Annotated in this window: 30 protein-coding genes; 19 read left to right on the forward strand and 11 right to left on the reverse strand. The window is 55.5% G+C overall.

The window, feature by feature from the left end:
* Nucleotides 1-331: 331 nt before the first annotated feature.
* Nucleotides 332-1,201 carry a lysophospholipid acyltransferase family protein gene (locus tag L0666_RS09745; RefSeq protein ID WP_235261120.1) on the reverse strand — a complete coding sequence of 290 codons (870 nt, stop codon included), beginning with the start codon at nt 1,199-1,201 and terminating at the stop codon, nt 332-334.
* Between the two features lie 133 nt (nt 1,202-1,334).
* On the opposite strand from L0666_RS09745, the gene L0666_RS09750 reads away from it, so the two are divergent.
* Entirely contained in the window at nt 1,335-2,246 is a 912-nt protein-coding gene (locus L0666_RS09750) for a pirin family protein (protein ID WP_235261121.1), read from the forward strand.
* Here L0666_RS09750 and L0666_RS09755 read toward each other — a convergent pair.
* Nucleotides 2,243-3,538, reverse strand: a complete 1,296-nt coding sequence (locus L0666_RS09755; RefSeq protein ID WP_235261122.1) for a 3-deoxy-D-manno-octulosonic acid transferase — start codon at nt 3,536-3,538, stop codon at nt 2,243-2,245. The two genes, L0666_RS09750 and L0666_RS09755, sit on opposite strands and share 4 nt — an antisense overlap.
* 37 nt (nt 3,539-3,575) lie before the next feature.
* Nucleotides 3,576-4,178, reverse strand: a complete 603-nt coding sequence (locus L0666_RS09760; RefSeq protein WP_235261123.1) for a GcrA family cell cycle regulator — start codon at nt 4,176-4,178, stop codon at nt 3,576-3,578.
* A gap of 130 nt (nt 4,179-4,308) precedes the next feature.
* On the opposite strand from L0666_RS09760, the gene L0666_RS09765 reads away from it, so the two are divergent.
* Entirely contained in the window at nt 4,309-5,115 is an 807-nt protein-coding gene (locus L0666_RS09765) for an ABC transporter permease (protein ID WP_235261124.1), read from the forward strand.
* Here L0666_RS09765 and L0666_RS09770 read toward each other — a convergent pair.
* Both L0666_RS09770 and L0666_RS09775 read right to left on the reverse strand, forming a co-directional pair.
* A complete protein-coding gene (locus tag L0666_RS09770) occupies nt 5,112-5,546 on the reverse strand; it encodes a hypothetical protein (protein WP_235261125.1) in 435 nt (144 codons plus the stop codon). The two genes, L0666_RS09765 and L0666_RS09770, sit on opposite strands and share 4 nt — an antisense overlap.
* A 16-nt stretch (nt 5,547-5,562) precedes the next feature.
* Nucleotides 5,563-6,477, reverse strand: coding sequence for a DMT family transporter (locus tag L0666_RS09775; protein WP_235261126.1), 915 nt, complete (start codon nt 6,475-6,477; stop codon nt 5,563-5,565).
* A gap of 80 nt (nt 6,478-6,557) precedes the next feature.
* Between L0666_RS09775 and L0666_RS09780 the strand changes: the two genes are divergently transcribed.
* The 4 genes from L0666_RS09780 to gndA all read left to right on the forward strand — a co-directional run bounded on the left by L0666_RS09780 (nt 6,558) and on the right by gndA (nt 10,950).
* The gene (locus L0666_RS09780; protein ID WP_235261127.1) at nt 6,558-7,055 is read left to right on the forward strand and encodes a ClbS/DfsB family four-helix bundle protein; all 498 of its coding nucleotides are present in this window, start codon (nt 6,558-6,560) and stop codon (nt 7,053-7,055) included.
* 220 nt (nt 7,056-7,275) lie between these two features.
* Nucleotides 7,276-8,457 (forward strand): aspartate aminotransferase family protein, encoded by a 1,182-nt coding sequence (locus L0666_RS09785; RefSeq protein ID WP_235261128.1) that lies wholly within the window; start codon nt 7,276-7,278, stop codon nt 8,455-8,457.
* 107 nt (nt 8,458-8,564) lie between these two features.
* Nucleotides 8,565-9,470, forward strand: coding sequence for an ornithine carbamoyltransferase (gene argF / locus L0666_RS09790; RefSeq protein WP_235261129.1), 906 nt, complete (start codon nt 8,565-8,567; stop codon nt 9,468-9,470).
* Nucleotides 9,471-9,540: 70 nt separating this feature from the next.
* On the forward strand, nt 9,541-10,950 hold the full coding sequence (gene gndA, locus L0666_RS09795) for an NADP-dependent phosphogluconate dehydrogenase (protein ID WP_235261130.1): 1,410 nt from the start codon (nt 9,541-9,543) through the stop codon (nt 10,948-10,950).
* Between the two features lie 72 nt (nt 10,951-11,022).
* On the opposite strand, the gene hrpB is transcribed toward gndA, so the two are convergent.
* Nucleotides 11,023-13,437: an ATP-dependent helicase HrpB gene (hrpB, locus tag L0666_RS09800; RefSeq protein ID WP_235261131.1), complete on the reverse strand. Its 2,415-nt coding sequence runs from the start codon at nt 13,435-13,437 to the stop codon at nt 11,023-11,025.
* A gap of 80 nt (nt 13,438-13,517) precedes the next feature.
* On the opposite strand from hrpB, the gene meaB reads away from it, so the two are divergent.
* From meaB to L0666_RS09830, 6 genes are all read left to right on the forward strand, one after another.
* Nucleotides 13,518-14,513 (forward strand): methylmalonyl Co-A mutase-associated GTPase MeaB, encoded by a 996-nt coding sequence (gene meaB, locus L0666_RS09805; RefSeq protein WP_235261132.1) that lies wholly within the window; start codon nt 13,518-13,520, stop codon nt 14,511-14,513.
* Nucleotides 14,514-14,681: 168 nt separating this feature from the next.
* A complete protein-coding gene (gene rpmB / locus L0666_RS09810) occupies nt 14,682-14,969 on the forward strand; it encodes a 50S ribosomal protein L28 (RefSeq protein WP_216038250.1) in 288 nt (95 codons plus the stop codon).
* A gap of 119 nt (nt 14,970-15,088) precedes the next feature.
* Entirely contained in the window at nt 15,089-15,409 is a 321-nt protein-coding gene (locus tag L0666_RS09815) for a hypothetical protein (RefSeq protein ID WP_235261133.1), read from the forward strand.
* Nucleotides 15,410-15,464: 55 nt separating this feature from the next.
* Nucleotides 15,465-15,815 carry a hypothetical protein gene (locus L0666_RS09820; protein ID WP_235261134.1) on the forward strand — a complete coding sequence of 117 codons (351 nt, stop codon included), beginning with the start codon at nt 15,465-15,467 and terminating at the stop codon, nt 15,813-15,815.
* A 51-nt stretch (nt 15,816-15,866) separates the two neighbouring features.
* On the forward strand, nt 15,867-16,340 hold the full coding sequence (locus L0666_RS09825) for a copper chaperone PCu(A)C (RefSeq protein ID WP_235261135.1): 474 nt from the start codon (nt 15,867-15,869) through the stop codon (nt 16,338-16,340).
* Between the two features lie 81 nt (nt 16,341-16,421).
* Nucleotides 16,422-16,859, forward strand: coding sequence for a low molecular weight protein-tyrosine-phosphatase (locus L0666_RS09830; protein WP_235261136.1), 438 nt, complete (start codon nt 16,422-16,424; stop codon nt 16,857-16,859).
* Here L0666_RS09830 and L0666_RS09835 read toward each other — a convergent pair.
* Together L0666_RS09835 and L0666_RS09840 are read right to left on the reverse strand one after the other, a co-directional pair.
* Nucleotides 16,856-17,182 (reverse strand): arginine transporter, encoded by a 327-nt coding sequence (locus tag L0666_RS09835; RefSeq protein WP_235261137.1) that lies wholly within the window; start codon nt 17,180-17,182, stop codon nt 16,856-16,858. The genes L0666_RS09830 and L0666_RS09835 overlap by 4 nt on opposite strands.
* A gap of 304 nt (nt 17,183-17,486) precedes the next feature.
* Nucleotides 17,487-18,725: a hypothetical protein gene (locus L0666_RS09840; RefSeq protein ID WP_235261138.1), complete on the reverse strand. Its 1,239-nt coding sequence runs from the start codon at nt 18,723-18,725 to the stop codon at nt 17,487-17,489.
* 73 nt (nt 18,726-18,798) lie between these two features.
* Here L0666_RS09840 and lepA point away from each other — a divergent pair, with 73 nt between their 5' ends.
* From lepA to L0666_RS09865, 5 genes are all read left to right on the forward strand, one after another.
* The gene (lepA, locus tag L0666_RS09845; protein WP_235261139.1) at nt 18,799-20,595 is read left to right on the forward strand and encodes a translation elongation factor 4; all 1,797 of its coding nucleotides are present in this window, start codon (nt 18,799-18,801) and stop codon (nt 20,593-20,595) included.
* A gap of 47 nt (nt 20,596-20,642) precedes the next feature.
* Nucleotides 20,643-21,530, forward strand: coding sequence for a hypothetical protein (locus tag L0666_RS09850; RefSeq protein WP_235261140.1), 888 nt, complete (start codon nt 20,643-20,645; stop codon nt 21,528-21,530).
* Between the two features lie 201 nt (nt 21,531-21,731).
* Nucleotides 21,732-22,046, forward strand: a complete 315-nt coding sequence (locus tag L0666_RS09855; protein ID WP_235261141.1) for a TraR/DksA family transcriptional regulator — start codon at nt 21,732-21,734, stop codon at nt 22,044-22,046.
* An 82-nt stretch (nt 22,047-22,128) separates the two neighbouring features.
* Entirely contained in the window at nt 22,129-22,314 is a 186-nt protein-coding gene (locus tag L0666_RS09860; RefSeq protein WP_235261142.1) for a CTP synthetase, read from the forward strand.
* Complete coding sequence (locus tag L0666_RS09865; protein ID WP_235261143.1) at nt 22,311-22,490, forward strand: CTP synthetase; 180 nt, start codon at nt 22,311-22,313, stop codon at nt 22,488-22,490. Before L0666_RS09860 ends, L0666_RS09865 begins: the two co-directional genes overlap by 4 nt.
* 158 nt (nt 22,491-22,648) lie before the next feature.
* On the opposite strand, the gene L0666_RS09870 is transcribed toward L0666_RS09865, so the two are convergent.
* The gene (locus L0666_RS09870) at nt 22,649-23,377 is read right to left on the reverse strand and encodes an alpha/beta fold hydrolase (RefSeq protein WP_235261144.1); all 729 of its coding nucleotides are present in this window, start codon (nt 23,375-23,377) and stop codon (nt 22,649-22,651) included.
* 65 nt (nt 23,378-23,442) lie between these two features.
* On the opposite strand from L0666_RS09870, the gene L0666_RS09875 reads away from it, so the two are divergent.
* A complete protein-coding gene (locus L0666_RS09875; protein WP_235261145.1) occupies nt 23,443-23,814 on the forward strand; it encodes a hypothetical protein in 372 nt (123 codons plus the stop codon).
* On the opposite strand, the gene L0666_RS09880 is transcribed toward L0666_RS09875, so the two are convergent.
* Complete coding sequence (locus tag L0666_RS09880; RefSeq protein ID WP_235261146.1) at nt 23,780-24,628, reverse strand: DUF817 domain-containing protein; 849 nt, start codon at nt 24,626-24,628, stop codon at nt 23,780-23,782. The two genes, L0666_RS09875 and L0666_RS09880, sit on opposite strands and share 35 nt — an antisense overlap.
* Nucleotides 24,629-24,742: 114 nt before the next feature.
* On the reverse strand, nt 24,743-26,038 hold the full coding sequence (gene glyA, locus L0666_RS09885; protein ID WP_235261147.1) for a serine hydroxymethyltransferase: 1,296 nt from the start codon (nt 26,036-26,038) through the stop codon (nt 24,743-24,745).
* 173 nt (nt 26,039-26,211) lie between these two features.
* Here glyA and L0666_RS09890 point away from each other — a divergent pair, with 173 nt between their 5' ends.
* Entirely contained in the window at nt 26,212-26,979 is a 768-nt protein-coding gene (locus tag L0666_RS09890; protein WP_235261148.1) for an NAD kinase, read from the forward strand.
* Nucleotides 26,980-26,981: the final 2 nt, after the last annotated feature.

Below are 26,981 nucleotides of genomic sequence, written 5' to 3' on the forward strand. Positions count from 1 at the left end.
GCGCCTCGGCTGAAATATCATCCTGAAAATTCCGGCCGGTGGTCAGCTAGCGAGCTAAATTACATGGACAAGTCCCCTGCCGCATTGAAAAATGACCTTAATAAGTTGAGAAAATTGGTCGAGAAAAGGGTCTTGCCTTGGGTGAACTCAATTACGGAAGAAAGTGAGCTATCCCAAATTATCAAAAATGGAGAAAAGGCGTGGTGCGAGGAACGTTGGATCGAGGACTATAAGGCCTTTTTCGCCGCAAGAAATGGTTAGAAGAACTTCGTTCACCAAGTCGGATTGGATTGAAGGGCTTAAACCCGGTCGTTTGCGATCACCCCAGCGCTTAACCCCAGCGGCGATGGACCCAAAACCATTGTTCCGGGTTTTCATTGATACGGGCCTCAAGGCGGGCCGTGATTTCAGCCATCATTTGGTCCGCATCCGTAAGGGCAATAGGTGCTTCTATGGCAACTTCAAACGACAGCCCGTCTGATTGTCGAATGCCGAAATAGGGGATGACCAATGCGTTCAATTTTAACGCAATATCGGCCACCGACGTGGCCGTGTGGGCCGGCTGCCCCATGAATGGGATTTTCGGGTGGAGCGTTGCGCGCACGTCAAACAACAATGTGCCCATACCGCCGTCTCGCAGCATCCGCACAAAGCCAACTGTGCCTTTGCGGCCTTGCGGGAATACGGCGCCCGACATGTCCAGCATGTTCTTCTCGTAGTGGGCGTTGAAATAGGGGTTGGCGATTGGTCGGTATAATCCGCCGATCGTGTATCCGCGCTGCACCAAAGCCTGACGGGGCGCCTCGTGGTTTCCGAAATGTCCGGTAACAAACAAAACGGGGCGGCCTTCTTCTTTGGCCCGCGCCAGTGCCGCCAGCCCTTCGCCGCTGACCTTGGCGGTTTCAATCTGTTTGGCAAAGTCCGCGCCGGAATAATTTTCGATCATCGTGCGGCCGAAGTTGTTGCACACGGCCTTGGCCATGGTGCGGCGTTCGGCCTTTGGCATGTCAGGCCAGATGAACGCTAGTTGGTCCTCGGCCCGTTTGCGATAGCCTGCTAAAGGCGCAATGACCTTTTCGATGACGGCACCAAACCAGCGCACGCGGGTTGCGTAGGGCAAGGCAAGGGCAGACCCGATAATGCCCCGCAAGGCGCGATCAACGATCCAGTCAGTCTTTGTGGCGGTTTCAAACGTGCGCATAGGGGCGGTTTAGGCGTGCACGCGCGCCCCTGCAAGTGCTGTGCGTTTCCGCACATAAAGGGTGATGTGGCGAAGATTGCTTGCATCCTTGCATCACCTTAGGTTGGAGACACCTTTTTCACAGGAGACCACCATGTCGATCCGACCTGTTCTAGAAACACGCAAGGCGCAAGCCACCATGGAGGGAGCAGGCGTTCACCTGCACCGCGCGTTCGGGTTCCAAGACCCGACCGAGCTTGACCCGTTCCTATTGTTTGATGACTTTCGAAACGATACCCCCGCGCATTTCGAAAAGGGGTTTCCATGGCATCCGCATCGCGGCATCGAAACCATTACCTATGTGCTGAACGGGACGGTTGAACATGGCGATAGCCTTGGCAATCGCGGCACGCTTGGTGCTGGGGATGTGCAATGGATGACCGCAGGATCGGGCATCATGCACCAAGAGATGCCCGCCGGAAACGCACAAGGTCAGATGCACGGGTTCCAGTTGTGGGGGAATTTGCCCGCCGCACAAAAGATGACAGACCCGCGCTATCAAGATGTCGAAGCCAAGGAAATTCCCGAGATCACGGATGATGATGGCACTGTAGTGCGCGTTATAACGGGTGAATTCTGGGGCAAACGTGGCCCTGTGGATGGGATCGCTGCCGATCCGCAATACCTTGATGTGTCGATGCCTGCTGGTGTTAAGAAGACCTTCAAGATCGACACGTATCGCCGTGCCTTTGCCTATGTGTTTGACGGTCAGGCCGCTTTTGCCGATGCCAGTGCCCCGACAGGTGTGTTGCTTGAGAAAGAGGTTATGGGCGAAGAGGTTAACATTCGCGACATGTCCGGTGATCGCACTTTGATACGCTTTGGCAAAGGCGACGAGGTTACGGTGCAGGCCGGTGAACGGGGCGTACGTTTCCTGTTGATTTCAGGTGCCCCGATAGAAGAACCTGTCGCGTGGCATGGCCCAATCGTGATGAACACTAAGGAAGAACTGCAAACGGCGATCCGTGACCTTCGCAATGGTACGTTTATCAAGCCTGCTCACTAAGCGTGGGCGAGTTCCGATTTGATCGCGGCACAGGTGCGCGCACTTGCGCCAGAATGGGCCGCGATGAATGCTTCGATGTCTGCCTCTGTGGTCCACGTCGGGCCGGACAGGAGTTCGGCCATCTGATTGCCGTCTTCAACCGATTGAGCGACACCTGCGGCCTCGGCCTCAACGAAGGGGTACTCGATTGTATATGTGGTCGGGCCCGTGACAACGGGCTTTGCCAAGGCCAAGGGTTCAATAATGTTATGTGCCCCGTGGCTATGAAACCCGCCACCGACGATCACACGATCCGCGAGTGAAAGGTAGAAATACATTTCGCCTAAACTGTCCCCGAGGAGCACCTGAACCTCGTCGATCCAATCGTGACCTGGGATTGCCATGTCGAGAGCATCACTAAACATCTCAGAGCGACGCGCAGGGGGCAGACCTGCCGAGATTAGCATCTTTGCCACGTCATCAAAACGTTCAGGTGCGCGAGGAACATAGATGAACAAAGTGCTCGGATCATGGGCTAACACGTCTTTGATCAATTGGATGTAAATGTCGTCCTCGCCCTCGACCGCGCTGGCTAGGGTTACCACTTGGCGGCCCATTAGGTGGGGCTTCGCTGCCGCTGCTGCCGCCAGAAGCGCTGGGGCGATAGGTTGATCAAAGCGTAATTCACCGGTGATATGGATGTTTGGCACGCCAACACTGGCAAATCGATCCGCCTGTAATTGTGATTTCACGAAGGCGCCCGCAAATCCTGTCATAATTTTTTGACGCAATCGTAGGCCGCCAGAATCACGGGTCAGCGATTTGCTGGGGTACTGAGCATTGCACATATAAAACGGCACACCGTTTTTCTTGGCGGCAAAGACCATGGCCGGCCAGATTTCGATCTCCATGCTTAATCCCATCTTGGGGCGGCAAGCGCGAAAGAACCGACTGAATGTCCAGAACATATCCAAAGGGACCCAAACGCTCGCGACGCGGCCTTCGGCGATTTCAGCTTCGAAGGCGCGATGTGCTTCTTTGCGCCCTGCGGGGGTGAAATGGGTGAAAACAATCGTCTCACCTGCGGCCAACAGATCGCGGGCCAAAGGCACGGCGGATCGTGTTTCGCCAAGGCTAACGGCGTGTATCCAGATCGGATTTTGCGGAAGGGCGGCATAACTGCCAAAGCGTTCGCGAATATGCGCTTTGTAGACCGGGTCGCGGCGGCCACGGCGCCAAAGGTAAATCAGCACCAACGGCGTTAGAAGAACCCACGCCAAACGATAAAGGGCTAGAAACGCTTTTAAGATCATGCGTTTCTAGCCCTTTGTCTAAGTCGTTGTAACCGGATTACCGGCGGCGATCGCGGCGTGATGACATTGGCTGGAACGCCACGCCAACGTGTGCTTCGCAATATGGTTTTCCTGGTTTGACTTCCAAACCACAGAACCAGAACTGGTCTGTCGCAGGGTCGCCAACAGGCCATTTACAAGTTTTTTCGGTCAGTTCCATCAAGCTGATTTTCTTGGCGGTTTTCTCAACTTCGTTGACCTTCGCCAAAGCCTCTGGGCTGATTTCATTGGCCGATGGTTGCGGTGGCAACGGCTGGCCAGCTGGAATGATCTGGCGGCGTGCGTGTGGCACTTTCGGTTGAGGCGGCGGGGATGCGGATTCAGTGCGTGGTTCTTGCACTTCCTCTTCGACCTTTTTGGCCACGGCCTTTTTAGGCGGCGCCTTAGGCTTTGCGGGTGCCTTTGGTTTCGCATCTGCCTTTGGTGCAGCAGCTTTGCTACCGCCGCCAGAGCCCGCACGATTGCTGAGCCCCAAGCGATGCACTTTGCCGATAACGGCGTTGCGGGTTACGCCGCCAAGCTCTTTGGCGATCTGGCTGGCGGATTGACCTTCGCCCCACATCTTCTTCAACACTTCGACGCGTTCGTCGGTCCAAGACATATTTGTTCCACTTATCTGGCTAAGGGTCAGACCCCATTTGGTGTATGGGGTTGAGAATTCATTCAATCCCCTATTCTAAGCACCCACGCGGGGGATACAACCACTGCACCGATAAAAAGGAATCACTGCGATGCACAGCAACAAGACAGATATGGGCGTTCGCCGTTTTGGCGCGGTGAATTGGCTGGGGACGTATACCCTGATCCGCCGTGAAATCCTGCGGTTTATGAACGTCTGGAGCCAGACCATCATGGGCCCATTGGTGAACGCAGGCCTGTTTTTGTTGATCTTTACGATTGCGATTGGCCCGAACCGAGGTGACGTGATGGGGGTGCCGTTCATGCAGTTCCTTGCTCCGGGCATTTTGACGATGACAGTGATCCAGAACGCGTTTGCCAATACATCAAGTTCTCTGGCTTCAGCCAAGGTTGGTGGCAATATTGTTGATACCCTGATGCCGCCGCTTTCTGCGCTTGAACTGCTAATAGGTTATATCGGCGGGGCCGTGGCCCGTGGGATGATTGTTGCCGCTGTAATTGCCATTGGGGCAGTTTGGCTGATCGGCATGCCCATTCACCATCCCGTTTGGGCGCTGACATTTGTTCTGCTTGGGTCTGTTTTTATGGGCGGTTTGGGAATGATCGCCGGAGTGTTTGCGAATAAATTTGACCAGCTCTCGGCGATGACGAACTTTATCATTACGCCGCTCGCGTTCCTGTCCGGCACGTTCTACTCGATTGAGGCATTGCCACCGGTCTTGCAAACTCTGTCCCACTGGAACCCGTTCTTTTACATCATCGACGGGGTGCGTTTTGGTACACTCGGCGTCAGTGACAGCAGCCCTTGGTTGGGCTTGGGAGTTGTGTCCCTCTGCGCGGCAGGAGTACTGGGGTTGGTCTGGTATTGGCTGAAGATCGGGTATCGACTAAAGGCCTAAAGGCGCGCCACCTTGATGCCGCGTTCTTCGAACACGCGTGTGGTTTCTTTGATCGAGGGGAAGTTGTTCTCGTGCACGGCGAGACCACCCCCGTCCTTGAGGTACAGAACAAATTCCGTGCTGTCGCTGCGATTGTCAATTTTCAGATAATCAACGTTGGCGAGTGAGATTTCGTTGTTTTGCTGCTGTGGGGCAATGATCAAACGGTCTCCCGAAATCCGCAGACCTGAGATCGGGTTTGCGATCAGCGACCACAGCACCAACCCGAGGGTTGCGGCCAAAATGACCCAAAAAAAGATCGGCGCAGGTTCGCCCCACGCAACACCGATAAAGCCCAACACGCCCATTAAGACCAACCACATGACGGGTCGGCGTCCGCTTAGCTGATGTTCATAGTCTTCTGCCATCCCCAGATTGAATCTGTTCTTCATGGCAACTTTTTGACACCTATATTCGCCCGCCACCTGAATGGGGCACGCGCCGCAACCGATTGCGGTTCACAGTCTCGCGCCAAGCCAAAAGCGCGGCACCAGAGACAATGATAACCGCACCCAAGATGCTAACCCGGTCGGGAACCGCGCTGAAGATGGCCCAGTCATAAAGGGCGGCAAAGATCAGGGTCAGATAGCTGAACGGGGTCACAAACGACGCATCCGCCCGCGCCATCGCGTTGACGAAACAGGTTTGTGCGGCGGCCATCATCAATCCCAGCGCCGCCAGTGCGCCCCACTGTGCCAACGTGGGCTGGGCCCAAACCGCAACCGCCGCGATGGAAATTAGGATGCAGCCAATCAGGTTGTTGATCAGCAGAATTTGCATCGGCGGTTCCCGATTGGCCAGTTTTTTGATAAAGATAAGTTCCAGCCCCAACATCACCGCCGCGCCAAGTGCCAGCAGGGCCGCAATCTGAAATGTTTCAGGCCCCGGCCGCAACAAGATTACCGCGCCAAGGAAGGCCAATCCAGCGGCCAGCCATCGCCATGGTCCTACCTTTTCGCCCAAGAACGGAATGGCAAAGATCATCCCAAAGACGGGGTTTAGAAAACTAATCGCGGTCGCGTCTGCCAGCGGGATAAATGCCACCGCTGAAAACATCAACGTCACACCGATCGCACCGCAAAACGTTCGCGCGCCGTGCAGTTTCAAATTCGGGTTTGAGATTTTTGGCCGCATGACGGCGGCGACAACAAGCAGTCCCAGAAAGGCAAAAATGAACCTCCCTTGCGTGACCTGAAGCGGATGAAGTTTTGGCCCCAACGTGTCCGTGCCCAAAGCCTTGGCGGCCAAAGTCGTTCCTGCAATGAATAGGGTCGCAGTGACCATCAACAGAACGGCGGTAAGGGGTGCTTCTTTGTGAGACATATCTTGCAATGTCACGGCTCTTGTCTTGGATCAAGGCACGAGTCTTGGGGGCGTGATACCGGAAGTTGAAGGAGTTCCAAATGCCTGCCGCAACGAACAAAGCCGACCTCATCGAAGTAACCGAAAAGGACTATGCCAAGCTGCGCGCCGTCATGGCCAAGGTTACGCCAGATCAGGCGATGCGCAAGCGCGGGGATGATACGTCTATTAAGGACATCGTTGGTCACCGCGCTCATTGGATTGCGTTGTTTCTGAGGTGGTATCGGGAGGGACAAGCGGGCGTCGACGTTCAAATCCCGGCCAAAGGGTACAAATGGAACCAACTCAAAGCCTACAATGCGGCACTACGTGAAGTTCAAAGCGGCATGACTTGGGCGCAAGCTTGCGATCAGTTGGACGCAAACCACACCAAACTTGTCCAATTTATCAATTCTCTTCCCTGCGATGATCTTTATGGCGCCCCAATGAAGGGCGGCAATAATGCGTGGACAACCGGGCGCTGGGCAGAGGCCGCTGGGCCATCGCACTATCGATCAGCAGCGAAATGGATTCGTGCCTGTTTGCGGGCTGACGGTTAAACCAATTTGGCTGGTATCCGCTCTTGCCAAGCTTGCGCCTTTTCCCCTAAAACGGCCCCATGAAGATGAATTTGACACAGACAGAAAACCGACGCCGACGCTGATCTATTGATCCGTTTCGCGACCTCTGTTGTCTAAATTCCTTCTACATTCCTCACATCGTTGACTTTTGGCCCGCGCTCACGCACCTAAGGGCCTTCATTTTGAAAAGGGTGATCCCATGATCAATTCTGTCCTTCCGACCTATAACCGCGCCCCGCTGACCTTTGTCAGTGGTGAAGGCACTTGGCTGGTTGAGGCAGATGGCCGACGTTTTCTGGATTTCGGCGCTGGTATTGCTGTGAATTCGCTGGGCCATGCAAACCCTGAACTGGTCGCGGCATTGACGGATCAAGCGGGCAAGCTTTGGCACACGTCCAATCTTTATCACATCGAACCCCAGCAAAAGTTGGCGGATATGTTGGTTGAACATACGTTTGCCGATACCGTTTTCTTTACCAATTCTGGGACGGAAGCCTGTGAGTTGGCTGTGAAAATGGCGCGGAAATACCACTTTGACAAAGGCGTACCGGACCGCACCGACATCATCACTTTTGATGGTTCGTTTCATGGCCGCTCCGCTGCGGGGATCGCCGCTGCTGGGTCCGAAAAGATGACCAAGGGGTTCGGTCCGCTTTTGCCGGATTTCATCCACTTGCCGTTCGGGGACCATGACGCCCTGACTGAGGCTGCAAAATCGCCTACGGTGGGTGCGATTTTGGTTGAACCGATCTTGGGCGAAGGTGGCATCATCCCGCTTCCGGATGCTTGCCTTAAGGGGCTGCGCGATCTGTGCGATGAACACGGTATCCTGATGATCTTGGACGAAGTTCAATGTGGCGTTGGTCGCACTGGCAAACTGTTTGCCCATGAATGGGCAGGGGTGACGCCAGATATCATGATGGTCGCCAAAGGTATTGGCGGTGGCTTTCCTCTTGGTGCGGTTCTTGCGACTGAGGACGCAAGCTCAGGCATGACTGCAGGCACACATGGGTCGACTTATGGCGGTAACCCGTTGGCCTGTGCCGTTGGATGTAAAGTGATGGAGATCGTTTCCGACCCCGCCTTCCTTACTGAGGTAAACCGCAAGGCCGGTTTGCTGCGCCAAAAACTTGAAGGGCTGGTTGCAGGCCATCCGACAGTGTTTGAACAGGTGCGAGGCGCTGGCCTAATGCTTGGCATCAAGTGCCATGCGACCAACATGGACGTTGTTACCGCTGCCTACGGCCAAGAACTGCTTACCGTACCAGCGGCAGACAATGCGATCCGCCTTTTGCCGCCGCTCAATCTGACGGACGCTGAAATTGATGATGCCGTCGCCCGCCTTGAACGAGCCGCCACAGAGGTCGCCTCGGCAATTTAACGAAATCTTTTCAAACCCTTTTTGCCCCAGCCTTTGTTTCACAAAGACTTCAGGGGTTTACGCAAGACGGGGCCAGCCCCCATCTGCACCAATCAAAAGCGAAACCTATGACCCACTTTCTTGATATTCACAAAACAGACGCCGACGATCTACGCGGCATAATCGACAATGCCACCGCAATGAAATCTGCCCGCCAAGGCCAGCCCAAGGGCACGCCAGACGCTGACCAGCCGCTCGCGGGGCATATGGTTGCGTTGATCTTTGAAAAACCATCGACGCGGACGCGCATTTCGTTTGATGTCGGTGTGCGCCAAATGGGTGGCGAAACCATGGTTCTGTCCGGCTCTGACATGCAGTTGGGCCACGGCGAGACCATCGCGGATACGGCACGTGTCTTATCGCGTTACGTTGACCTGATCATGATCCGCACATTCGAAGAACAAACTCTTCTGGAAATGGCAGAATATGCGTCTGTGCCTGTGATCAATGGTCTGACGGACCGCACGCACCCCTGCCAGATCATGGCGGACATCATGACGTTCGAAGAACACAACGGCCCTATCAAAGGCAAGAAAGTCGTCTGGTCAGGTGACGGCAACAACGTCTTTGCCAGCTTTGCCCACGCTGCAAAACAATTCGACTTTGATCTCGTGTTTACGGGCCCAGAAACGCTGCAGCCAGAGGCCGCGCTGGACGGGTTATACACGACAGTGCGTGACCCCAACGAAGCGGTGCAAGGTGCTGACCTTGTGGTCACAGACACTTGGGTTTCCATGCACGATCCACAATCTGCCCGCGAACGCCGTCACAACCAGCTGCGTGGCTATCAGGTGAATGCAGACCTGATGGGGCAAGCCAAATCTGATGCGCTGTTCATGCACTGCTTGCCTGCTCACCGCGACGACGAAGCTACGTCCGAAGTTATGGATGGTCCCAATTCGGTGATCTGGGACGAGGCTGAGAACCGTTTACACGCGCAAAAGGCAATTATGCGTTTCTGTCTCAATAAGTAGTGTTTGGTGTCACATGGCGGCATGCGTCCGTCCGTTCTAGCAAGTAGCCATTTCTGGGGAAGGACCCATCATGTCGGACACCGCAACACTAGGCCTGTTTGGCCTTGGGACGATGGGCAGCGCGCTGTCGCTGAACATCCTCGAGAAAGGCTTTACGCTGCACGTTTCGAACCGAGAGATCGAGATGACACAGGATTTTGTGGTTGAGGCCGCCGCCGAAGACCTAAGCGGTACCTTAATCGCAAGCGACACCCTTGTTGAGATGGTCGCCGCGATGCCCGTGCCCCGTGCCATTATCATGATGATCCCTGCAGGTGCGCCCGTGGATGACACCATCGCAACCCTAACGCCGCTGTTGGCGCAGGGGGACACGATCATCGATGCCGGAAATTCCGATTACCGCGAGACCCGACGTCGTACTTTGGCGGCCGAAAAAGCGGGCCTGACTTATATCGGTATGGGCGTTTCCGGCGGCGAGAATGGTGCGCGTCATGGCCCATCCATGATGGTTGGGGGAACACCTGCCGCTTGGGGTGCGATCCGGCCCGTGATCGAAGCGATCGCGGCCAAGTTTCAAGGCGCGCCTTGTGCCGACCACCTTGGTCCAGACGGGGCAGGGCATTTCGTCAAGACCGTACACAACGGCATCGAATACGCAGATATGCAGCTTATCGCGGAGGTCTATGGCCTGATGCGGTATGGATGCGGCCAGTCCCCCGATGAGATCGGTCAAGTCTTTGAGCGCTGGAATGAGGGCCGCCTGAAAAGCTATCTGGTCGAGATTTCTGGCAAAGTGCTGCAAGCAAAGGATTCTGAAACGGGCAAGCCTGCTGTGGATGTCATCCTCGATTCCGCCGGTCAAAAAGGAACGGGCCGCTGGACGGCGATTGAAGCGATCCAATTGGGGCGGTCTGCCAATGTCATCGAAGCGGCTGTTGCAGCACGCGCTTGGTCAACACAGGTGCACAAGCGCAGCGTGGGTGCTGAACTCTTTGGTGCTCAGAACGAAGCGTTTGGAGTTTCCGAAGAAGATCTGGAAGTTGCTCTATTGTGTGGTCGGATCATGTCTTACGCGCAGGGGTTTTCCATTCTGGATGCGGCCAGTCAGGAATTTGATTGGTCGGTCGATCACGCGAGGGTGGCTGAAGTTTGGCGGGCGGGATGTATCATTCGTTCTGCCATGCTTGACGACATCGCAGCCGCGTTCCGAAGTGGCCTGCCTGAAGGGGAATTGATCTTTGCGCCAAGGTTCGTATCACTTTTGAAGGCTGCAGCGCCAAGCTTGCGGCGGGTCGTGTCAGCGGCCTTAACGGCAGGCCACGCGGTGCCAGCACTGACATCTGCACTGACGTTCTTTGACACAATGCGCACTAAGCGCGGGACGACGGATTTGGTTCAAGCGCAACGTGATTTCTTTGGGCGTCACGGGTTTGAACGCTTGGATGGACGTGTCGGTCAACATGGGCCGTGGTGGGATTGAAGTAGGTCGGATGATCTGACGATCAGCGCTTGCAGCGGGCGGCGGGCGCCCCTGCGGGGCGCAATCGCAACATCATTTACGTGGTTTCGATCTGGGCTTTGCGCGAAGTGTTGGATCTTCCTGTGTTGGGTCTTCAGGCCACGGGTGGCGCGGGTAGCGACCGCGCATGTCTTTACGGACGTCTGCGTAGCTCGAGGCCCAGAAACCCGGCACATCCATGGTGGTTTGGATTGGTTTTTGACCCGGGGACAGGAAGGTGACGCGCAGGGGGCGACCTGCGACCACCGGATGACGTATGGTGCCAAACATTTCCTGTAAACGCAGCGTGATTTCAGGGGCTTCGCTGCTGTAGTCAATCGGAGTCTGACGGCCCAAAGGGGTGGTGAATTGTGCCGGGGCTTGGGCGTCAACGGCTTGCATTTGATCCCAAGTCAGGATCGCACGCAGAGCGGGCAGGGCGTCAAAGGCTTTCCATTGCGCAGTTGTTTGTACTTTAGTGAGGTGCGGGAGAAGCCAGTCTTCAAGGGTGTTCAGTAGGGTTTCGTCGTTTAGGTCCGGCAGTTCCGGTTGCACGGCACGCACGAGTGCGACGCGGGCGCGGAAGCGTTCAGCAGCGGCGTTGAACTTTAGGCCAACCTCTCGGATGCCGGCCAGCATTGCGGTGGCGATGGCCTCATCAGGGGCATCGTTCCAGCGGATGTCGGACAGGATAACCGAGCCTATACGGTCTTGGGTCCGCGCCTGAACACGGCCGTCGCGTTTGGACCAATGGCAAGTGTTTATGGTCTCGATCCTGTCGGCTGCTACGCGGCGCACATCGCTTTCCGAAATCGGAAGGGCGGCACGAATTTTGGCCTCGCGCGGGTTTCCGTCTGTGTCTGTCACCACAAGATAGGGCTGCCCTGCCAAGGGATCGGCTGCATCCATTACGGCCCCTTTGCCGCTTGATAGGACAAACCTTGGAGCCTCGCCCTTGCGGCGCTGGGCGACGCGGTCAGGGTAGGCGAAGGCCGCGTAGATTTCGGGTGGTTCAGTGGGGAGCTGTGGCACCGATTTGGCAAGGCGCTTTGCCTCTTGGCGTACCCGTGCGAGGGCGCCTTGGTGTAACGTGTAGGGGGTGCGTTCGCCGTTTAGCGCTTTGACCCGCCAAGATAAATCAGCGGGTGCGCCCTTTAGGATGTCCCGTTCCGACAGCAATGCAGCGAGGGGGGCGGCAGATTTTCCGCCCGTCACCACCATATGGCCCAAGCGCGGATGCACGGGTAGTTTTGCGAGGGCGCGTCCGTGCTTTGTGATGCGGCCGTCTTTCAGCGCGCCGAGTGCGCCTAGCAACTCTTGTGCCTCTCGAAGTGTGCCTTCGGGCGGGGGCGTCAAGAAGGGGAGGGTTTCGCTGCCCCACACGGCCAGTTCAAGCGCTAGCCCTGTTAGATCGGCCGCCTCGATCTCGGCTGGGGCAAACCCGATCAGGGCGCCATCTTCACCTTTGGACCACAGTTTATAAGCGACCCCTTCTGCGACACGGCCTGCACGACCCGCGCGTTGGGTCGCTTCGGCGCGAGTGACGCGTTCTGTCACCAATCTGGACATGCCCGAACCGGCATCAAATCGTGCTCGTCGTGCGCGGCCCCCATCGACAACGACTCGTATGTCTTCGATCGTTAACGACGTTTCTGCGATCGAGGTGGATAAGACCACTTTGCGGCCAGACGACACAGGTGCAATCGCCGCGCGTTGATCTTTGAACGGCAAGGCCCCGAACAGGGGGCGTACGGTACAATCTGCTGGTAATCGGCCATCTAGCAAACCCTGCACACGGCGAATTTCACCTTCTCCAGGGAGGAAAACCAACACACCACCGCCTGTTTCACCGACCGCCTCTGTGACCAAATCCGCCACGGCGGTTTCATACCGCACTTCTTTGCGTAGTGGTCTGTCCAACCATTTTACGTCTACCGGAAACGCACGCCCTTGAGACGTGACGACGTCTGCGTTGATCAGTTCCGCCACGGGGCCAGCATCTAGTGTGGCAGACATGACAATAAGCGCCAGATCAGGTCGCAACGCTTCGCGGATTTCAAGGGTGAGCGCCAGGCCAAGATCGGCATTCAGTGATCTTTCGTGGAATTCGTCAAAGATCACCGCCCCGATGCCCGTCAACTCGGGGTCGCTTTGGATCATGCGGGTTAGGATGCCTTCAGTGACGACTTCGATCTTGGTGCCTGCGATGCTATCGCCGCGCATCCGGTAACCGACGGTCTGACCTATCGGTTCGCCCAATTGCTGGGCCAGTCTTTCGGCGGCGGCACGGGCTGCCAGTCGGCGCGGTTCCAGCATCACGATCTTGCCCGTGATGTCACGCCGAATGGCCAAAGGCACACGGCTGGTCTTACCGGCACCGGGCGGCGCTTGCAGTACGACGCATCCACGCCCCCGCAACGCCGCGAGCAGGTCGTCAATGACGTCATCAATGGGCAAAGCATCACTCATCCGCCCTTCATCTGGCCAAATAACCCCAAACACAACCGCCCTGTCTGGACGAGAGCCAACAGTCTGCGCATAAAGCGACTATGGATATTGCCGAAACCGCCCAGAAAATCCGCGCTGGAGATCGCCGTGCGCTGGCCCGTGCCATCACTTTGGTCGAGAGCACCCGTTCGCAAGATCGGGATGTTGCCGCTGAATTGCTTTCGGAGTTGGGGACTAAAACCCAAGCCCTGCGCATCGGGCTGTCCGGCACGCCGGGTGTTGGTAAGTCCACATTTATCGAATCCTTTGGCCGAATGCTGACAGGGCAGGGGCTACGCGTCGCCGTTCTGGCTGTGGACCCAAGCTCAACCCGATCTGGCGGATCGATCTTGGGGGATAAGACCCGCATGGATTTGCTGTCGCGCGATCCGAATGCCTTTATCCGGCCATCCCCGAGCCAGTCGCAATTGGGCGGCGTTGCGCGGCGCACCCGTGAAGCGATCGCCCTATGCGAAGCGGCGAAATTTGATGTGGTGCTGATTGAGACGGTTGGGGTTGGGCAGTCTGAAACGGCAGTGGCGGAAATGTCTGATATTTTCTTGCTCTTGCTTGCGCCCGCTGGCGGGGATGAACTGCAGGGCGTCAAACGGGGGATTATGGAAACCTGCGATATGATCCTTGTGAATAAGGCCGATGGCGATTTGAAATCACAAGCGACGCGCACTTGTGCTGACTATGCCGGTGCCTTGCGGCTTATGCGTAAACGCCCGCAAGATCCCGATGATTTCCCCAAGGCTGTAGCTGTTTCCGCCCTTGAAGAGAACGGAATCACGGCTGCTTGGGAGGAAATGCAAACGCTTGCTAAATGGCGCAAAGACAATGGCGTTTGGGACGCACGCCGCACGCAGCAAGCACGGTTCTGGTTCCAAGAAGAAGTCCGCGCGGGGCTTCTGTCTCGCCTGACATCCGATGCCAGCGTGAAACAGCAACTTTCGACATTGGAAGAAGATGTTTCTAATGGTAAAATTGGACCTGCGCAGGCTGCCGACACCCTGATTGCTCAGCTATTTGCGCAATCCGCACCCAAGTCGCGCTGAAAACGCCACGGCATAGGCGTCATTTTGGGGGAAACGGGTTGACGGGGGCAAGGAATCCTCCTAATTCCCGCCAAATGAATTCAGGCCTTGCTGCGTGCGGGGCCTAACAGGTTTGATAGAACGGGTCGCGCACGATGTAGCTGGCCCTTGATAAACAAGGAAAACGCCATGTCTCGCCGTTGCGAACTGACCGGAAAAGGCCCAATGACGGGCAACAACGTGAGCCACGCTAAGAACCGTACACGCCGTCGGTTTTTGCCAAACCTTCAGGACGTCTCTTTGGCGTCTGAAACTTTGGGCCGTAGCTTCAAATTCCGCATCTCTAACGCTGCTTTGCGCACCGTTGATCACCGTGGTGGTCTGGATGCGTTCTTCGCAAAATCCAAAGACGCTGAGCTGTCCCCAGCCGCGTTGAAGGTCAAGAAAGACATCGCCAAGGCAACAGCCGAAGCATAAGTCGTTCTACCTGACTGATTTAGAAAAGCCCGAGCCTCAGTGCTCGGGTTTTTTTGTGTTTAGCGGTTGGGCTACGGTGTAAGATGGCGATGTGTTTTCACGTAATGAGGGACTGGTCTATGAAATTCATCCTAGCAACGTTTCAGGGGCTGATCAGCCAATCGGCTTGGGCGGGTTGTGTTGATTTCACGAGAAGCTTTTCAGGCGAACTGTCCCCACCTGTTTTTCGGATTTGTTATGACGGTGTTTGTGATATCACGACGCAAGAATACGTGTGTTCCAACGTGTCCAGTTATCAAGACGGATACGCAATCGGATGGACACGGGATTGCCAAATACTCAGCGAAACCGAAACACAGTGTCAGATCAACTGGCAGGGGCGCCCCATCAATTCTGCCAAGCATGACCGCCTGACCTTTGAAGAAATCTCAAACGATTAGGGCTGCGACCATTCTGCTCTTTTTGCCCCGCGCTGGCACTGGTATCCTTCCCGAGATGACGAAGATGACTCGCCTTTTGACTCTGACGCTTGCGATACTGATTGCGATGACCTCGCTTCAGATGGCGCAGGCGCGTGGCATCATGGCGTCCGCGATGGGGCAGTTTGTTCTGTGCTCCGGCCAAGACAGCGAAATCATCACGTTGGACATCAACGGCAACCCGATCGAAATTGCACATACTTGCGTTGATTGCGCCTTAACGCTCGCTGAGACGTCCACGCCACCCACCCTTGCTGATCCTCAGCTTATCCACATGCAGACACTTGTGCAGGTCCCTGTTACGGCTGCATTTAGGCTGTCACTCCTCAAAGGACACCCTGCGCGCGCGCCTCCTCTGATGGTCTGAATACCGACTTTCACTTATCCAACATTCAGACTTCTATTCAGGAGAGACATCATGTCCTTCAAATCCATCCTTCTTGGTGCCGCAATGGCACTGCCCCTCGCAACTGCGGCTTTTGCTGAGGTTGAAGTTCACGATCAATACGCACGTTCATCCAATGCGATGGCAGGTGCCGCGTTTATGTTGATCCACAATCATGGCGATACTGATGACCGCCTAATTGCTGTCACCTCTGATGTGGCTGCACGCACAGAACTGCACACTCACATCGAGAACGCCGAAGGCGTGATGCAGATGATACATGTCGAAGAGGGTTTTGAGCTTCCCGCAGGCGGTGACATCACCATGGAACGCGGTGGCAATCACGTGATGTTCATGGGGCTCAACGAACCCTTCGCGGATGATCAGACCGTCACTATCACCTTGACCTTCGAAGAAGCCGGCGACGTTGTCGTCGAAATTCCAGTCGATCAAGAGCGCATGGATCACGGGACGATGGATCACGGTTCTGACCATTCAGATCACTAAGACCAATACTTGTCGGGCGCATTCTCATGTGCCCGACAAAATCACAGTGGGCCTTTTAACGCGCCCAGCTATACTTCCCTCATGCAACGTATTCTTTTTGTCTGTCTCGGTAATATCTGCCGGTCCCCCACAGCCGAGGCCGTGACCCGCGCCAAGGCCCCGCATCTCCAATTGGACAGTGCCGGAACCGCTGGCTACCACGTCGGCGACCCGCCCTATGGCCCGATGCAGCAGGCTGCGAGGGGGCGTGGATACGATCTTTCGCCGCTGCGCGCGCGCCAGTTCACGGCGGATGACTTCGACAATTTTGACGTAATCATCGCTATGGATGCCGAAAACGCCGACGACATCGAAGCCCTGCGGCCCACGCACTCACCTACGCCTGTCGTACTTTTCACGGATCACATCGGGCAAGACGGCACAGCCGTTCCCGACCCGTATTACACGCGGGATTTCAATGGATGTTTGGATTTGATCGAAGCTTGCGCGGATGGGCTTATCGCGGGGTTAACGCGTTAACCACACTGGCTGCGCGCTTTGCTCACGTAGGACTGATAGCGACGCCAGAACGCATCATTCGCCGTGGTGTCCGAAATGCGGATCGAGTGGGCGAATTCAGGATCACCAAAGAACCGCGCAACACGGCTGCGATCACTGGAGCTCAGCTCATTGTTAGCGACACGCTGCACACAAGAGCACAGAGACGTCGTCGCGGCTGATCTGTCAGCAGCAAGGCAGGCACGGCTGATATCACCCGTCGCCCCACGGGTCGACCCCGAATTGCGGTTCCCACCACAGGCCGTCAGAGCCAAAATACACGTCATCGCAAGAATTACCCGCATCACTACCACCTCATATCGCCCGCCGATTTTGGCTTGGGCTGTTTATCTGCTGGGGTGATTATGAAGGAAAGCAGGGGGCTGGGGAAGGGGGAGGATGATCACTTTTGCGACGGTTTGGCGCACGTCCCCTTGGGACGGCAAGGCCGGACCGCGCCCCGACCCTCAATGTCTAGATGCTCGCCCCATGCAGTCAGCCCAGCCAAATCAAAGATTTGGCGGCGCCCGAACCTCCCCCACGGGGAGGGCGCTTCTCGCCCACCCCTCGGTTCGGGCGCGAAATTTCTGAAGGTTCAGTGCGAAAATCCTATTTTGGTTTTATGCTGGGCTTCACCGCTTCATTCGCTTCAGGCTGAATGATCCCCTGAAAACATTCCTGAACTCCATTCGTCAGCGCCTCAGCAGAACCGCCTCCAAGCAAAAAGCCAGCGCCTGTCATCAGACCGCCCCAAAGAACTTTGGATGTAATCAGTTCAGCGGTTCGCTCGCCCGCTTTCTCGTAGAATGCGTCTGCAAATAACCTACGCCCTTTTCCATTTCGCCGCAGGCTCTCGAGTTCCGTCGCCGCCGCTTTCAATCGTCGGTTTAGGTCGAAAACGGTGCTTGCCGTTAACTTCAATGCGGCTTGAAGCTGGGCTTCTTTATCGGTGTTCGGCTTTGAACTAGTCAAAATGAGCGATAAGTCGTTTAGGATCGCTGGAAGGCTATCAAGCGGCTCCAACTCTTCGGGAAGAGCATTGGAAACCTCTCGCTTATACTCTTGCGTCGCCATTTCGATGAGTTGAGCCAGGCCGTCAGCAGCCAGTATCGCGGTTTCTGGCTTCGCGACGATCTTCTGTGCAAGCCTAACCGCTTCTGCATCGGGTAGCGGGTCAGGCTTCAATCGCGCCTCAATCTTCGCAATCTCATCCGCAACCGCCTCAACGCCTTCCTTCCAGATCTCGTTATCAATCTGGATCACTTCAAGCGCCAAATCCCACTCGTCGAATGTGCCGTTCCACATACCTTCGTAAAACCGTTGCCAAAAGACCCATTCCGCGCCGGCCTTTAGTTTGGCCAAAAGCGTCGTGTGGTTCTCAGCAATCATTTGAGGCACCTTGGACCCTTTCCAAACTGGGTGCCGGAAAAGCCCGTCGAGATGTGAGGCGTCCCATTGAGCAGCAATACCGGAGGAGGGATCAACGCCATAGCCAGAAAAGATATTGGATATGGAACCAACGGAATCTCGGGCGTAGAGTGCGGCGGGATGAGAGTCCCCAAAGGCGTCTTCTGCTACCGTGGCGGCGGAATCAGCGGCGGAATGTGCGGAACGAAGAATAGAACGCCAATTCACGTCTGACGAGTGGCGTTGAGAATAAACTGCAGACGTTAGGATTGCACGAAACAGCCCTAGATCAAGATCGTTTAGTGGTCCATCTAATCCGGGGCGAAAGTTTGCGACTACGCGCAATGCTCCCCGGCTGGCCAATGCAAAGCGTGTTTCATCGGTCTGAGACCGAAGCCATCTTTCGGGACTCTCAAAATCCGAAATATCTACATCCGTCATTCACATCATCCCTAACAAATGGCCTGTCAAACCCCCTCGACAAACCCCATAAATCCTACCATATCCCCTTACCATGACCGACCTGAACAAAATCCGCAATTTCTCCATCGTCGCGCACATTGACCATGGTAAATCCACCCTCGCTGATCGCTTGATCCAGTCCACCAATACGGTGGCGGAGCGCGATATGAAGGCGCAAATGTTGGACTCCATGGATATCGAGCGCGAGCGCGGTATTACCATCAAGGCCAACACGGTGCGCATCGATTACACCGCCAAAGACGGTGAGACCTATGTGCTCAACCTGATCGATACCCCCGGGCACGTCGATTTCGCCTATGAGGTCTCCCGCTCCATGCGTGCGGTTGAAGGGTCTTTGCTGGTCGTGGACAGCACCCAAGGGGTGGAGGCGCAGACGCTGGCCAACGTCTATCACGCCATTGAGGCCGATCACGAATTGGTCCCTGTTTTCAATAAGATCGATCTTCCGGCGTCTGACATTGACCGTGTTGCAGAACAGGTCGAAGACGTTATCGGTATTGATGCTTCCGGCGCCATCGCAGTCTCTGCCAAAACAGGGCAGGGCATTGAAGAAACGCTCGAAGCTATCGTCACCCAACTCCCCGCGCCCAAGGGCGATATCAACGCGCCGCTTAAGGCGATGTTGGTGGATTCTTGGTATGACAGTTACCTTGGCGTGATCGTTCTGGTGCGCATCATCGACGGTAAGCTGAAGAAGGGTGAAAAGGTCAAATTCATCTCTAACGGCACGATCCACCACGTGGACCGCATCGGCGTCTTCCGCCCTGAAATGACCCCCGTGGATGAGCTTGGCCCCGGTGAGATCGGCTTCCTCACCGCTTCGATCAAACAGGTGCGCGATACGCGGGTAGGCGACACGATCACCCATCAGCGCGATGAGGTCGAACCACTCCCCGGCTTTAAGCCCGCACAGCCCGTGGTTTTCTGTGGTTTGTTCCCCGTGGATTCCGCCCAGTTCGAAGACCTTCGGGAGTCCATCGACAAGCTGGCCCTGAACGACGCGAGCTTCTCTTTCGAAATGGAATCCTCAGCAGCACTTGGATTTGGTTTCCGCTGTGGCTTCCTTGGCTTGCTCCACCTCGAAGTGATCCGCGACCGGATCGAACGTGAGTTTGATATCGAACTCATCACCACGGCGCCGTCGGTGATCTACCACATCCACATGAAGGACGGCACGCAGATCGACCTGCACAACCCTGCCGACATGCCCGACATCACGACGGTCGATCACGTGGCCGAACCGCGCATCAAGGCGACGATCCTTGTGCCGGATGAATACTTGGGCGAGGTTCTGAAACTTTGCCAAGACCGCCGCGGCATCCAAGAAGACCTGACTTATGCAGGGTCGCGCGCCATGGCCGTTTACGACCTGCCGCTCAACGAAGTGGTGTTCGACTTTTACGACCGTCTGAAATCCGTCACCAAGGGCTATGCGTCGTTTGACTACCAACTGACGGGCTACCGCGAGGATAATCTGGTCAAGATGTCCGTGCTGGTGAACGAAGAACCGGTCGACGCGCTGTCCATGATGGTGCACCGCGACCGCGCAGAGGCCCGTGGCCGCGCTATGGTTGAGAAATTGAAAGAGCTGATCCCGCGCCACATGTTCAAAATTCCGATCCAAGCGGCCATCGGCGGCAAAGTCATCGCCCGCGAAACCCTGTCCGCCATGCGCAAAGACGTGACGGCGAAGTGTTACGGCGGCGACGCGTCACGGAAACGCAAACTGTTGGACAAGCAGAAAGCGGGTAAGAAGAAGATGCGCCAGTTCGGTAAGGTGGATATCCCGCAAGAGGCGTTTATTTCCGCACTTAAAATGGACAGCTAAGCTTTTTCCTTGAGTTGCACAAAGCTATTAGATTGGGGAGAAGTGGCATGGGTTTTGATTTCGCAAGTATTGATACGAAGAAATCCCTTTTCGTAGCTTTAGCGATTTTAGCGATTATTCCCCTTCACTTAGCAGCCTTTGCAATTGGAATACCTTCACCATTTCGAAGTTTGTTAGATGCATCCTTTAAAGTATCCTTTTCCGGAAACTTTACAGTGGTAGCTGTCTTGGTTGCTTTCGTAGCTAGGTATCTACCCCAGGCGATATTCGGACTGGCTGCTTGGTGGCACTCAATGTCGATTGAGGCGTCTTACTTTCAACGTGGATATCGCCGCGCTTATGTTGGCTTTACTGGACTTGGAAAGAACGGGCGCAGCTTTAAGAACGACGGCAGCGTCGCGGAGCACTTTAGAAAAGCTTCAATATTCGGAAGAAACGAAGCCCGTCTGGCGAACCTAAAAAAGAAGTTATTTCAAGCACGCAGTGGCGTTGTTTTCTATGAAGAAAATAGGGCAGCATTCACGGCTTTTTCCGGGATTGCCCTTTTTTCAATCGCATATTTAGGTGTTTGGCGAGGCTTGATCGTTTGTCTCGCGACGTCAATTTTTGCCTTGGCGTCGATTAACTATTCTAACGTGAATACTAGGTTCCGCTTTGATTTATCCTGGGGCTTCTGGCGAAGCGATTCAAATGGATCAGTTAGCAAAGTCGATCTCGATGATGTCTTACTTTTGGTTTCAAGTCTAGCAATTGCGTCTGCAACATCGGGCTATTTAAAGGTGGGACAATTGAAAAATGAACTAGTCCAAGAGGTCGGTTCGGTTAGTAGAGACGCATCTATTATCGCAGCAACTTCAAATGGAATTGTGTTCTACTCGAGCGAAACGGGTTTCTTTTTTCAATCTTGGCCACTTGTTTTGAATCAGAGTGAATAGCGTTTATTGAAGAAACGAAAGCGGCTGCTGCCAAATCTTCGATTTGTCAGCGCCCGATCCGCCTCCACGGGGCGGGCGCTTCGCACCGTCCCCTCGGCTCGGGCGCGACCTCGTCACAGACGCTCCCCCACCACTTGACCCAAATCAAAGCGCGTCCCAACACGCTGCGTCATGCTCGTCCCACCTAAAGGGAGAGCCGGAATGAACGTCGATACTCAAAAGCAAATCCTTCTCGCGCAGCGCGCAGAGATCATGCAGCACCTCACGGAAGTCGAGGATCAGTTGGATGATACGCCACCCGCCGATTGGGAGGACCGCGCGTCAGAGCGGCAGGGGGACGAGGTTCTTGAGGCTTTGGGCAACACCGAGGCTGCTGAGCTGAAGCGGATCGATGCGGCCTTGGCACGGGTTGATGCGGGCACCTATGGCGAGTGCGCGAAATGCGGTGACCCGATTTCGGATGAGCGGCTTGAACTGTTGCCTGCTGCTCCGCTGTGTAAGAACTGTATGGCCTGATCGCGCGGTGGTTTGACCCAAATCAACGCATGAGGGATCGACTCATGGCAATCTCGGATCATTCACATTTCCGGAGGCCCCAATGGCACGACTCGCAGGCATTCTTTTCTTCGTTATCGGCACCACACTTGCCGGCACATTCATGATCGCATCACTGGTCATGGGTTATGACACCGCGCAGCCGATCGTTATCGCAGTGACCCTTGGGTTCCTCGTGTCCATTCCGGCGTCGTGGTTCATCGCCAAGGCCATCGTGGAGCGCGGGTGAACCCCGTTGCTTTGGCGCTGTTTGGCGTCATTGCGTCGACCCTTGCAGGCACCTTCGTGGTCGTCGCACTTGTAAGCGGCGTCTCTGGGCTTTGGCCGCTTTTGGGCGTTGCGGCTTTCGGGGCGGTGTTGGCGCTGCCCGCCGTCTGGTTCATCAGCCGCGCGATGGGGCGTTAGGCTAAATGATTTCTAGTGAGAGCGACGGAATGTCCGTGCTCGTGCGTATCACCCTTAGAAACTCATTCTAAGGACTGTGACATGGCCTATCTTCCGCACATCTTTCTGGCGCTCGTCGGTGGCGCGAGCTTGTTGGTCTTTCTCACGTCTTCGATGAATTAGACGCAGAACGCCCGCACCGCGGCTTCGAATTCGCGCGGTTTTTGTGCGTGCAACCAGTGGCCCGCGTCGCGCAGTTTGGCGAAATGGGCGTTCGGGAACAGGTTTTTGATGGCGGGGCGGTGTTCGGGCTGCACGTAATCGCTGTCAGCCCCGGACAGGAAGAGCGCCGGACCGTCATAGCTGCCGCTTACTTCTGGGAAACTCAGGATCTTGGGCATCTCTGCCTCAAGGGTATCCAAGTTCAACAGCCAGCGTTTTTCTTTGACATCAAGGGATTGCAATAGAAAGTCTCGCACCTCTGGGTCTAGGTTTTTGCCAGCCTCAGAACGCCGTTCTATCGCGCTCAGGTCCACAGAGCGCATGGCATTGATGTGCTGGGATTGCGTGTGTCTGTAAGTTACCGGCGCGATGTCAGCGACGATCAGGCGTTTCACCAGTTCTGGATGGCGCAGCGCTAACACCATTGCCGCCTTGCCGCCCATGGAATGACCAACAACATAGGACGGACCGTCCAACAGTTCCGCAAGATCATCGGCCATATCGAAATAGCTGTGCGTGTCGAACCGTGGGCTGGACCCGTGGTTTCGCATGTCTGGACACACCACAAAGTATTGGTCTGACAGTCTTTTGGCGATCACGTTCCAGTTCCGACCAGACCCAAAAAGCCCATGAGCGATGAGAAGTTTTGGTGCCGCAGGGTCACCGTGAGTGAGGATATTCAGCATCGTTTTTGACTAGACCACCCAAAGGAGAATTGAAAGCCAGATCGGCTCGCGCTACTACATGTAGTATGACGAGTGCTACGATACATAGGCAAAGCGATGAAGTCCGCACCCTTATCGAGGAACGCCTCAGGGTTAAAGGGCGAACCTTGGAAAAGGCATTGGCCAAGGCAGGGCGGTTGTTGCCGAAATGGGCGCAACGTGAAGGCACCTATCTGGTCCACGCAGAACAATATTTGGGCCACCCAAAGCTGCGTTTGATGATCGATGAGGCAAAGGTCGCTAAAGCACATCAAACATTAGTGGAACACCTAAAATCTATTGATCCAAAGGAACGCCGCAAAACGCGACTTCTTCAATTGGCTGGCGCGGTGAGCTTCAATCTGATTATCGTTCTTGGCGCGTTTATTTTTTATATGTGGTATCGTGGCTATCTTTGATGTCCAGCGGCGCGCGTATGACCAGTGTTACCGTAACGAAGGCCACGTAGATCAACAGATACCAGCTTCCCATTTTTGAAATTGGCGTCCAGTCGAACTCGGCTCCGCCCGCGTAGACCCATGTGCCCGTTAGTGTGCCGATGTTCTCAGCGATCCAGAGTGCGAAGCTCGCGCAAAGCGCGGCCAAAGGCAATCGTACAGACAGTCTGCGCCCCACGGTAAAACGGACCTGAGTGCGCCAGAATAAGACCAACGTGGCCGCGAATAGGACCAGCCGGATATCGTACCAGTAGTGGTGCAAAAAGAAGTTCACATAGATCGCCACGGCCAGAACCACTGTGGTCCAGTAGGGTGGATAGGGCGTAAACCGTAAATCAAACAGGCGGATCACCCGCGCGATGTAACTGCCCACAGAGGCATACATGAATCCGCTAAACAGCGGTACATTGAAGACCATGAAAACAGCATCTTCGGGGTAGCCCCATGATCCGGCGTTCACCTTGAACCATTCCATGCAGGTGCCGGTGAGGTGGAACAGCAGGATGACCTTGGCCTCGTCCCATGTTTCCAGCTTAAAGAACAGCATGGCGACCTGCGTTAACACGGCGATGGCAAACAGTGCGTCATATCGGGCCACGGGCCACGCATCGTTCCAGATTGCATTTGTGAAAATCACTGAGCCAAGTATGAGCACCGCAAACAATGCTGCCCAAAGGTGTTTGAGTACAAACAGCACCACGCCTGACAAAGGTGCGGGCAGAGCGCGCTGCACGATAGGGGCAAAGGATGTCTCGAAGCTTGGTGTGCTGGTCATGGGGCTAAATGCGCCAAATGCGGCTGCAAAGTCCACTGCAGGTTTGTGCAGGACATTTGCAAACGCAAAAGGGCGCACCAAATGGCACGCCCTTTGCAAAGAATTCGACCTGACTTACAGGTTCGGATACATCGGGAACCTGTCGCAGAAGGCTTCAACTTCGCCGCGCACTTTGGCTTCGACTTCGTCGTTGCCGTCAGGGCCATTTGCCGCAAGGCCGTCTACGACCTCAACGATCCAATCGGCAATCTGGCGGAAGTCGTCTTCACCAAACCCGCGTGTCGTGCCTGCTGGTGTGCCAAGGCGAATGCCTGACGTCACAGTTGGCTTTTCTGGGTCAAACGGGATGCCGTTTTTGTTGGTGGTGATATGCGCGCGGCCAAGGGCAGCGTCTGTGATGTTGCCTGTTACACCTTTAGGGCGCAGATCAACCAGCATCACGTGCGTATCAGTCCCGCCCGTCACGATATCCAAGCCACCTTTGATCAGCTGATCGGCTAATGCGTCCGCATTGGCCCGCACCTGACGCATGTAGGTTTTGAACTCGGGACGCAGGGCTTCGCCAAAGGCTACAGCCTTACCGGCGATCACATGCATCAATGGGCCGCCCTGAATACCGGGGAAGATAGCCGAGTTAACCTTCTTGGCGATGGCTTCATCGTTGGTCAGGATCATGCCGCCACGTGGGCCGCGCAATGTTTTATGTGTTGTCGTTGTTGCAACATGGGCGTGTGGGAACGGTGAAGGGTGTTCCCCAGCAGCAACCAGACCAGCAAAGTGAGCCATATCAACGTGCAGGATTGCGCCAACGCTGTCCGCGATTTCGCGCATTTTCGCAAAATCGATGACACGTGGGATGGCGGATCCGCCTGCGATGATCATTTTTGGCTTATGTTCTGTCGCGAGCGCTTGCACTTCGTCATAATCAAGCAGGTTGTCCTGACGGCGCACTCCATACTGAACAGCGTTGAACCACTTGCCGGATTGGTTTGGCGGGGCACCGTGTGTCAGGTGACCACCGGACGCAAGGTTCATGCCCAAGATTGAATCACCAGGCTGCAACAGCGCTTGGAACACACCTTGGTTGGCCTGAGAACCAGAGTTCGGCTGCACGTTGGCAAAGCCGCAATCGAACAACTGTTTTGCGCGATCAATGGCAAGGTTTTCTGCAACATCAACGTGTTGGCACCCGCCGTAGTAGCGGCGACCTGGATAACCTTCGGCGTATTTGTTTGTCATGACGCTGCCTTGCGCTTCCATGACGGCGGCGCTGACAATGTTTTCGGACGCGATCAGTTCGATTTCTTTGCGTTGGCGACCCAATTCAGCATCAATCGCGGCTGCAATTTCAGGGTCACGCGTGGACAGGCTTTCGGTGAAGAAACCTGTGTCTTTGGTTGCATCAGTCATGGGTCTTCCTTTGGTCGCAGACTTTGGGCGATACATAGGCCCTCGATTGCGGCTCATAAAGCCCAAAAGCGTCATGTTCTTTATGTGTTGCGGCTCATGACGTCGGTGGTGCGTTTTGCTTGCCTTTTGGTGGGGCGCAGTGGACATTGGGTCGATTGAATAAGGGATGCGCCATGGCCGCCGAAACCAAGCTAGCTTTTGTGGCCAGTGATGCGCCAATTGCACAAGACGCCAAGACAGCGCTGGTCGCTCAATATGGTGACGTGGGCATAGAAGATGCCGACATTATCGTGGCCTTGGGCGGGGACGGGTTTATGTTACATACATTGCACGGCACCCAGCATTTGCCTGCACCCGTTTATGGAATGAACCGAGGCACGGTTGGTTTCTTGATGAACGAATACTCAGAAAATGGTTTGCGGGATCGCTTGGCTGCGGCAGAAGAAGAAACCATAAATCCGCTGCATATGCTGGCAACCTGCATGGATGGTTCCGAACATAAGGCGCTGGCCATCAACGAAGTGTCTTTGCTGCGCGCTGGGCCACAGGCGGCCAAACTTCGTATCCACGTAGATGGGCGTTTGCGGATGGAAGAACTCGTGTGTGACGGTGCGTTGCTGTCAACCCCAGCGGGGTCCACGGCCTATAACTACTCTGCTCACGGGCCGATTGTTCCGATTGGGTCTGATGTTTTGGCGCTGACGGCTGTGGCGCCGTTCCGGCCCCGCCGATGGCGCGGAGCGTTATTACCTAAAGCTGCCCGCGTGACGTTTGAAGTCACCAATCCCGAAAAGCGCCCCGTGAACGCGGACGCCGATGGGGTGTCGGTCAAAAACGTGGCATCGGTTGATGTCTGGTCCGCCCCCGAGATCGAACACCGTATCCTTTTCGACCCCGGTCACGGGTTAGAGGAAAGACTGATCCGCGAACAATTCGCGTAACT

It is taken from the genome of Octadecabacter algicola (assembly GCF_021532625.1).
In the GTDB taxonomy this organism is placed as follows: domain Bacteria; phylum Pseudomonadota; class Alphaproteobacteria; order Rhodobacterales; family Rhodobacteraceae; genus Octadecabacter; species Octadecabacter algicola.

Bases quoted from the DNA above. Each gene is read 5' to 3' on its own strand.
- L0666_RS09745 (WP_235261120.1), bottom strand. From the start codon at position 1,201: ATGCGCACGTTTGAAACCGCCACAAAGACTGACTGGATCGTTGATCGC.
- L0666_RS09750 (WP_235261121.1), top strand. From the start codon at position 1,335: ATGTCGATCCGACCTGTTCTAGAAACACGCAAGGCGCAAGCCACCATG.
- L0666_RS09755 (WP_235261122.1), bottom strand. From the start codon at position 3,538: ATGATCTTAAAAGCGTTTCTAGCCCTTTATCGTTTGGCGTGGGTTCTT.
- L0666_RS09760 (WP_235261123.1), bottom strand. From the start codon at position 4,178: ATGTCTTGGACCGACGAACGCGTCGAAGTGTTGAAGAAGATGTGGGGC.
- L0666_RS09765 (WP_235261124.1), top strand. From the start codon at position 4,309: ATGCACAGCAACAAGACAGATATGGGCGTTCGCCGTTTTGGCGCGGTG.
- L0666_RS09770 (WP_235261125.1), bottom strand. From the start codon at position 5,546: ATGAAGAACAGATTCAATCTGGGGATGGCAGAAGACTATGAACATCAG.
- L0666_RS09775 (WP_235261126.1), bottom strand. From the start codon at position 6,477: ATGTCTCACAAAGAAGCACCCCTTACCGCCGTTCTGTTGATGGTCACT.
- L0666_RS09780 (WP_235261127.1), top strand. From the start codon at position 6,558: ATGCCTGCCGCAACGAACAAAGCCGACCTCATCGAAGTAACCGAAAAG.
- L0666_RS09785 (WP_235261128.1), top strand. From the start codon at position 7,276: ATGATCAATTCTGTCCTTCCGACCTATAACCGCGCCCCGCTGACCTTT.
- argF (WP_235261129.1), top strand. From the start codon at position 8,565: ATGACCCACTTTCTTGATATTCACAAAACAGACGCCGACGATCTACGC.
- gndA (WP_235261130.1), top strand. From the start codon at position 9,541: ATGTCGGACACCGCAACACTAGGCCTGTTTGGCCTTGGGACGATGGGC.
- hrpB (WP_235261131.1), bottom strand. From the start codon at position 13,437: ATGAGTGATGCTTTGCCCATTGATGACGTCATTGACGACCTGCTCGCG.
- meaB (WP_235261132.1), top strand. From the start codon at position 13,518: ATGGATATTGCCGAAACCGCCCAGAAAATCCGCGCTGGAGATCGCCGT.
- rpmB (WP_216038250.1), top strand. From the start codon at position 14,682: ATGTCTCGCCGTTGCGAACTGACCGGAAAAGGCCCAATGACGGGCAAC.
- L0666_RS09815 (WP_235261133.1), top strand. From the start codon at position 15,089: ATGAAATTCATCCTAGCAACGTTTCAGGGGCTGATCAGCCAATCGGCT.
- L0666_RS09820 (WP_235261134.1), top strand. From the start codon at position 15,465: ATGACGAAGATGACTCGCCTTTTGACTCTGACGCTTGCGATACTGATT.
- L0666_RS09825 (WP_235261135.1), top strand. From the start codon at position 15,867: ATGTCCTTCAAATCCATCCTTCTTGGTGCCGCAATGGCACTGCCCCTC.
- L0666_RS09830 (WP_235261136.1), top strand. From the start codon at position 16,422: ATGCAACGTATTCTTTTTGTCTGTCTCGGTAATATCTGCCGGTCCCCC.
- L0666_RS09835 (WP_235261137.1), bottom strand. From the start codon at position 17,182: ATGCGGGTAATTCTTGCGATGACGTGTATTTTGGCTCTGACGGCCTGT.
- L0666_RS09840 (WP_235261138.1), bottom strand. From the start codon at position 18,725: ATGACGGATGTAGATATTTCGGATTTTGAGAGTCCCGAAAGATGGCTT.
- lepA (WP_235261139.1), top strand. From the start codon at position 18,799: ATGACCGACCTGAACAAAATCCGCAATTTCTCCATCGTCGCGCACATT.
- L0666_RS09850 (WP_235261140.1), top strand. From the start codon at position 20,643: ATGGGTTTTGATTTCGCAAGTATTGATACGAAGAAATCCCTTTTCGTA.
- L0666_RS09855 (WP_235261141.1), top strand. From the start codon at position 21,732: ATGAACGTCGATACTCAAAAGCAAATCCTTCTCGCGCAGCGCGCAGAG.
- L0666_RS09860 (WP_235261142.1), top strand. From the start codon at position 22,129: ATGGCACGACTCGCAGGCATTCTTTTCTTCGTTATCGGCACCACACTT.
- L0666_RS09870 (WP_235261144.1), bottom strand. From the start codon at position 23,377: ATGCTGAATATCCTCACTCACGGTGACCCTGCGGCACCAAAACTTCTC.
- L0666_RS09875 (WP_235261145.1), top strand. From the start codon at position 23,443: ATGACGAGTGCTACGATACATAGGCAAAGCGATGAAGTCCGCACCCTT.
- L0666_RS09880 (WP_235261146.1), bottom strand. From the start codon at position 24,628: ATGACCAGCACACCAAGCTTCGAGACATCCTTTGCCCCTATCGTGCAG.
- glyA (WP_235261147.1), bottom strand. From the start codon at position 26,038: ATGACTGATGCAACCAAAGACACAGGTTTCTTCACCGAAAGCCTGTCC.
- L0666_RS09890 (WP_235261148.1), top strand. From the start codon at position 26,212: ATGGCCGCCGAAACCAAGCTAGCTTTTGTGGCCAGTGATGCGCCAATT.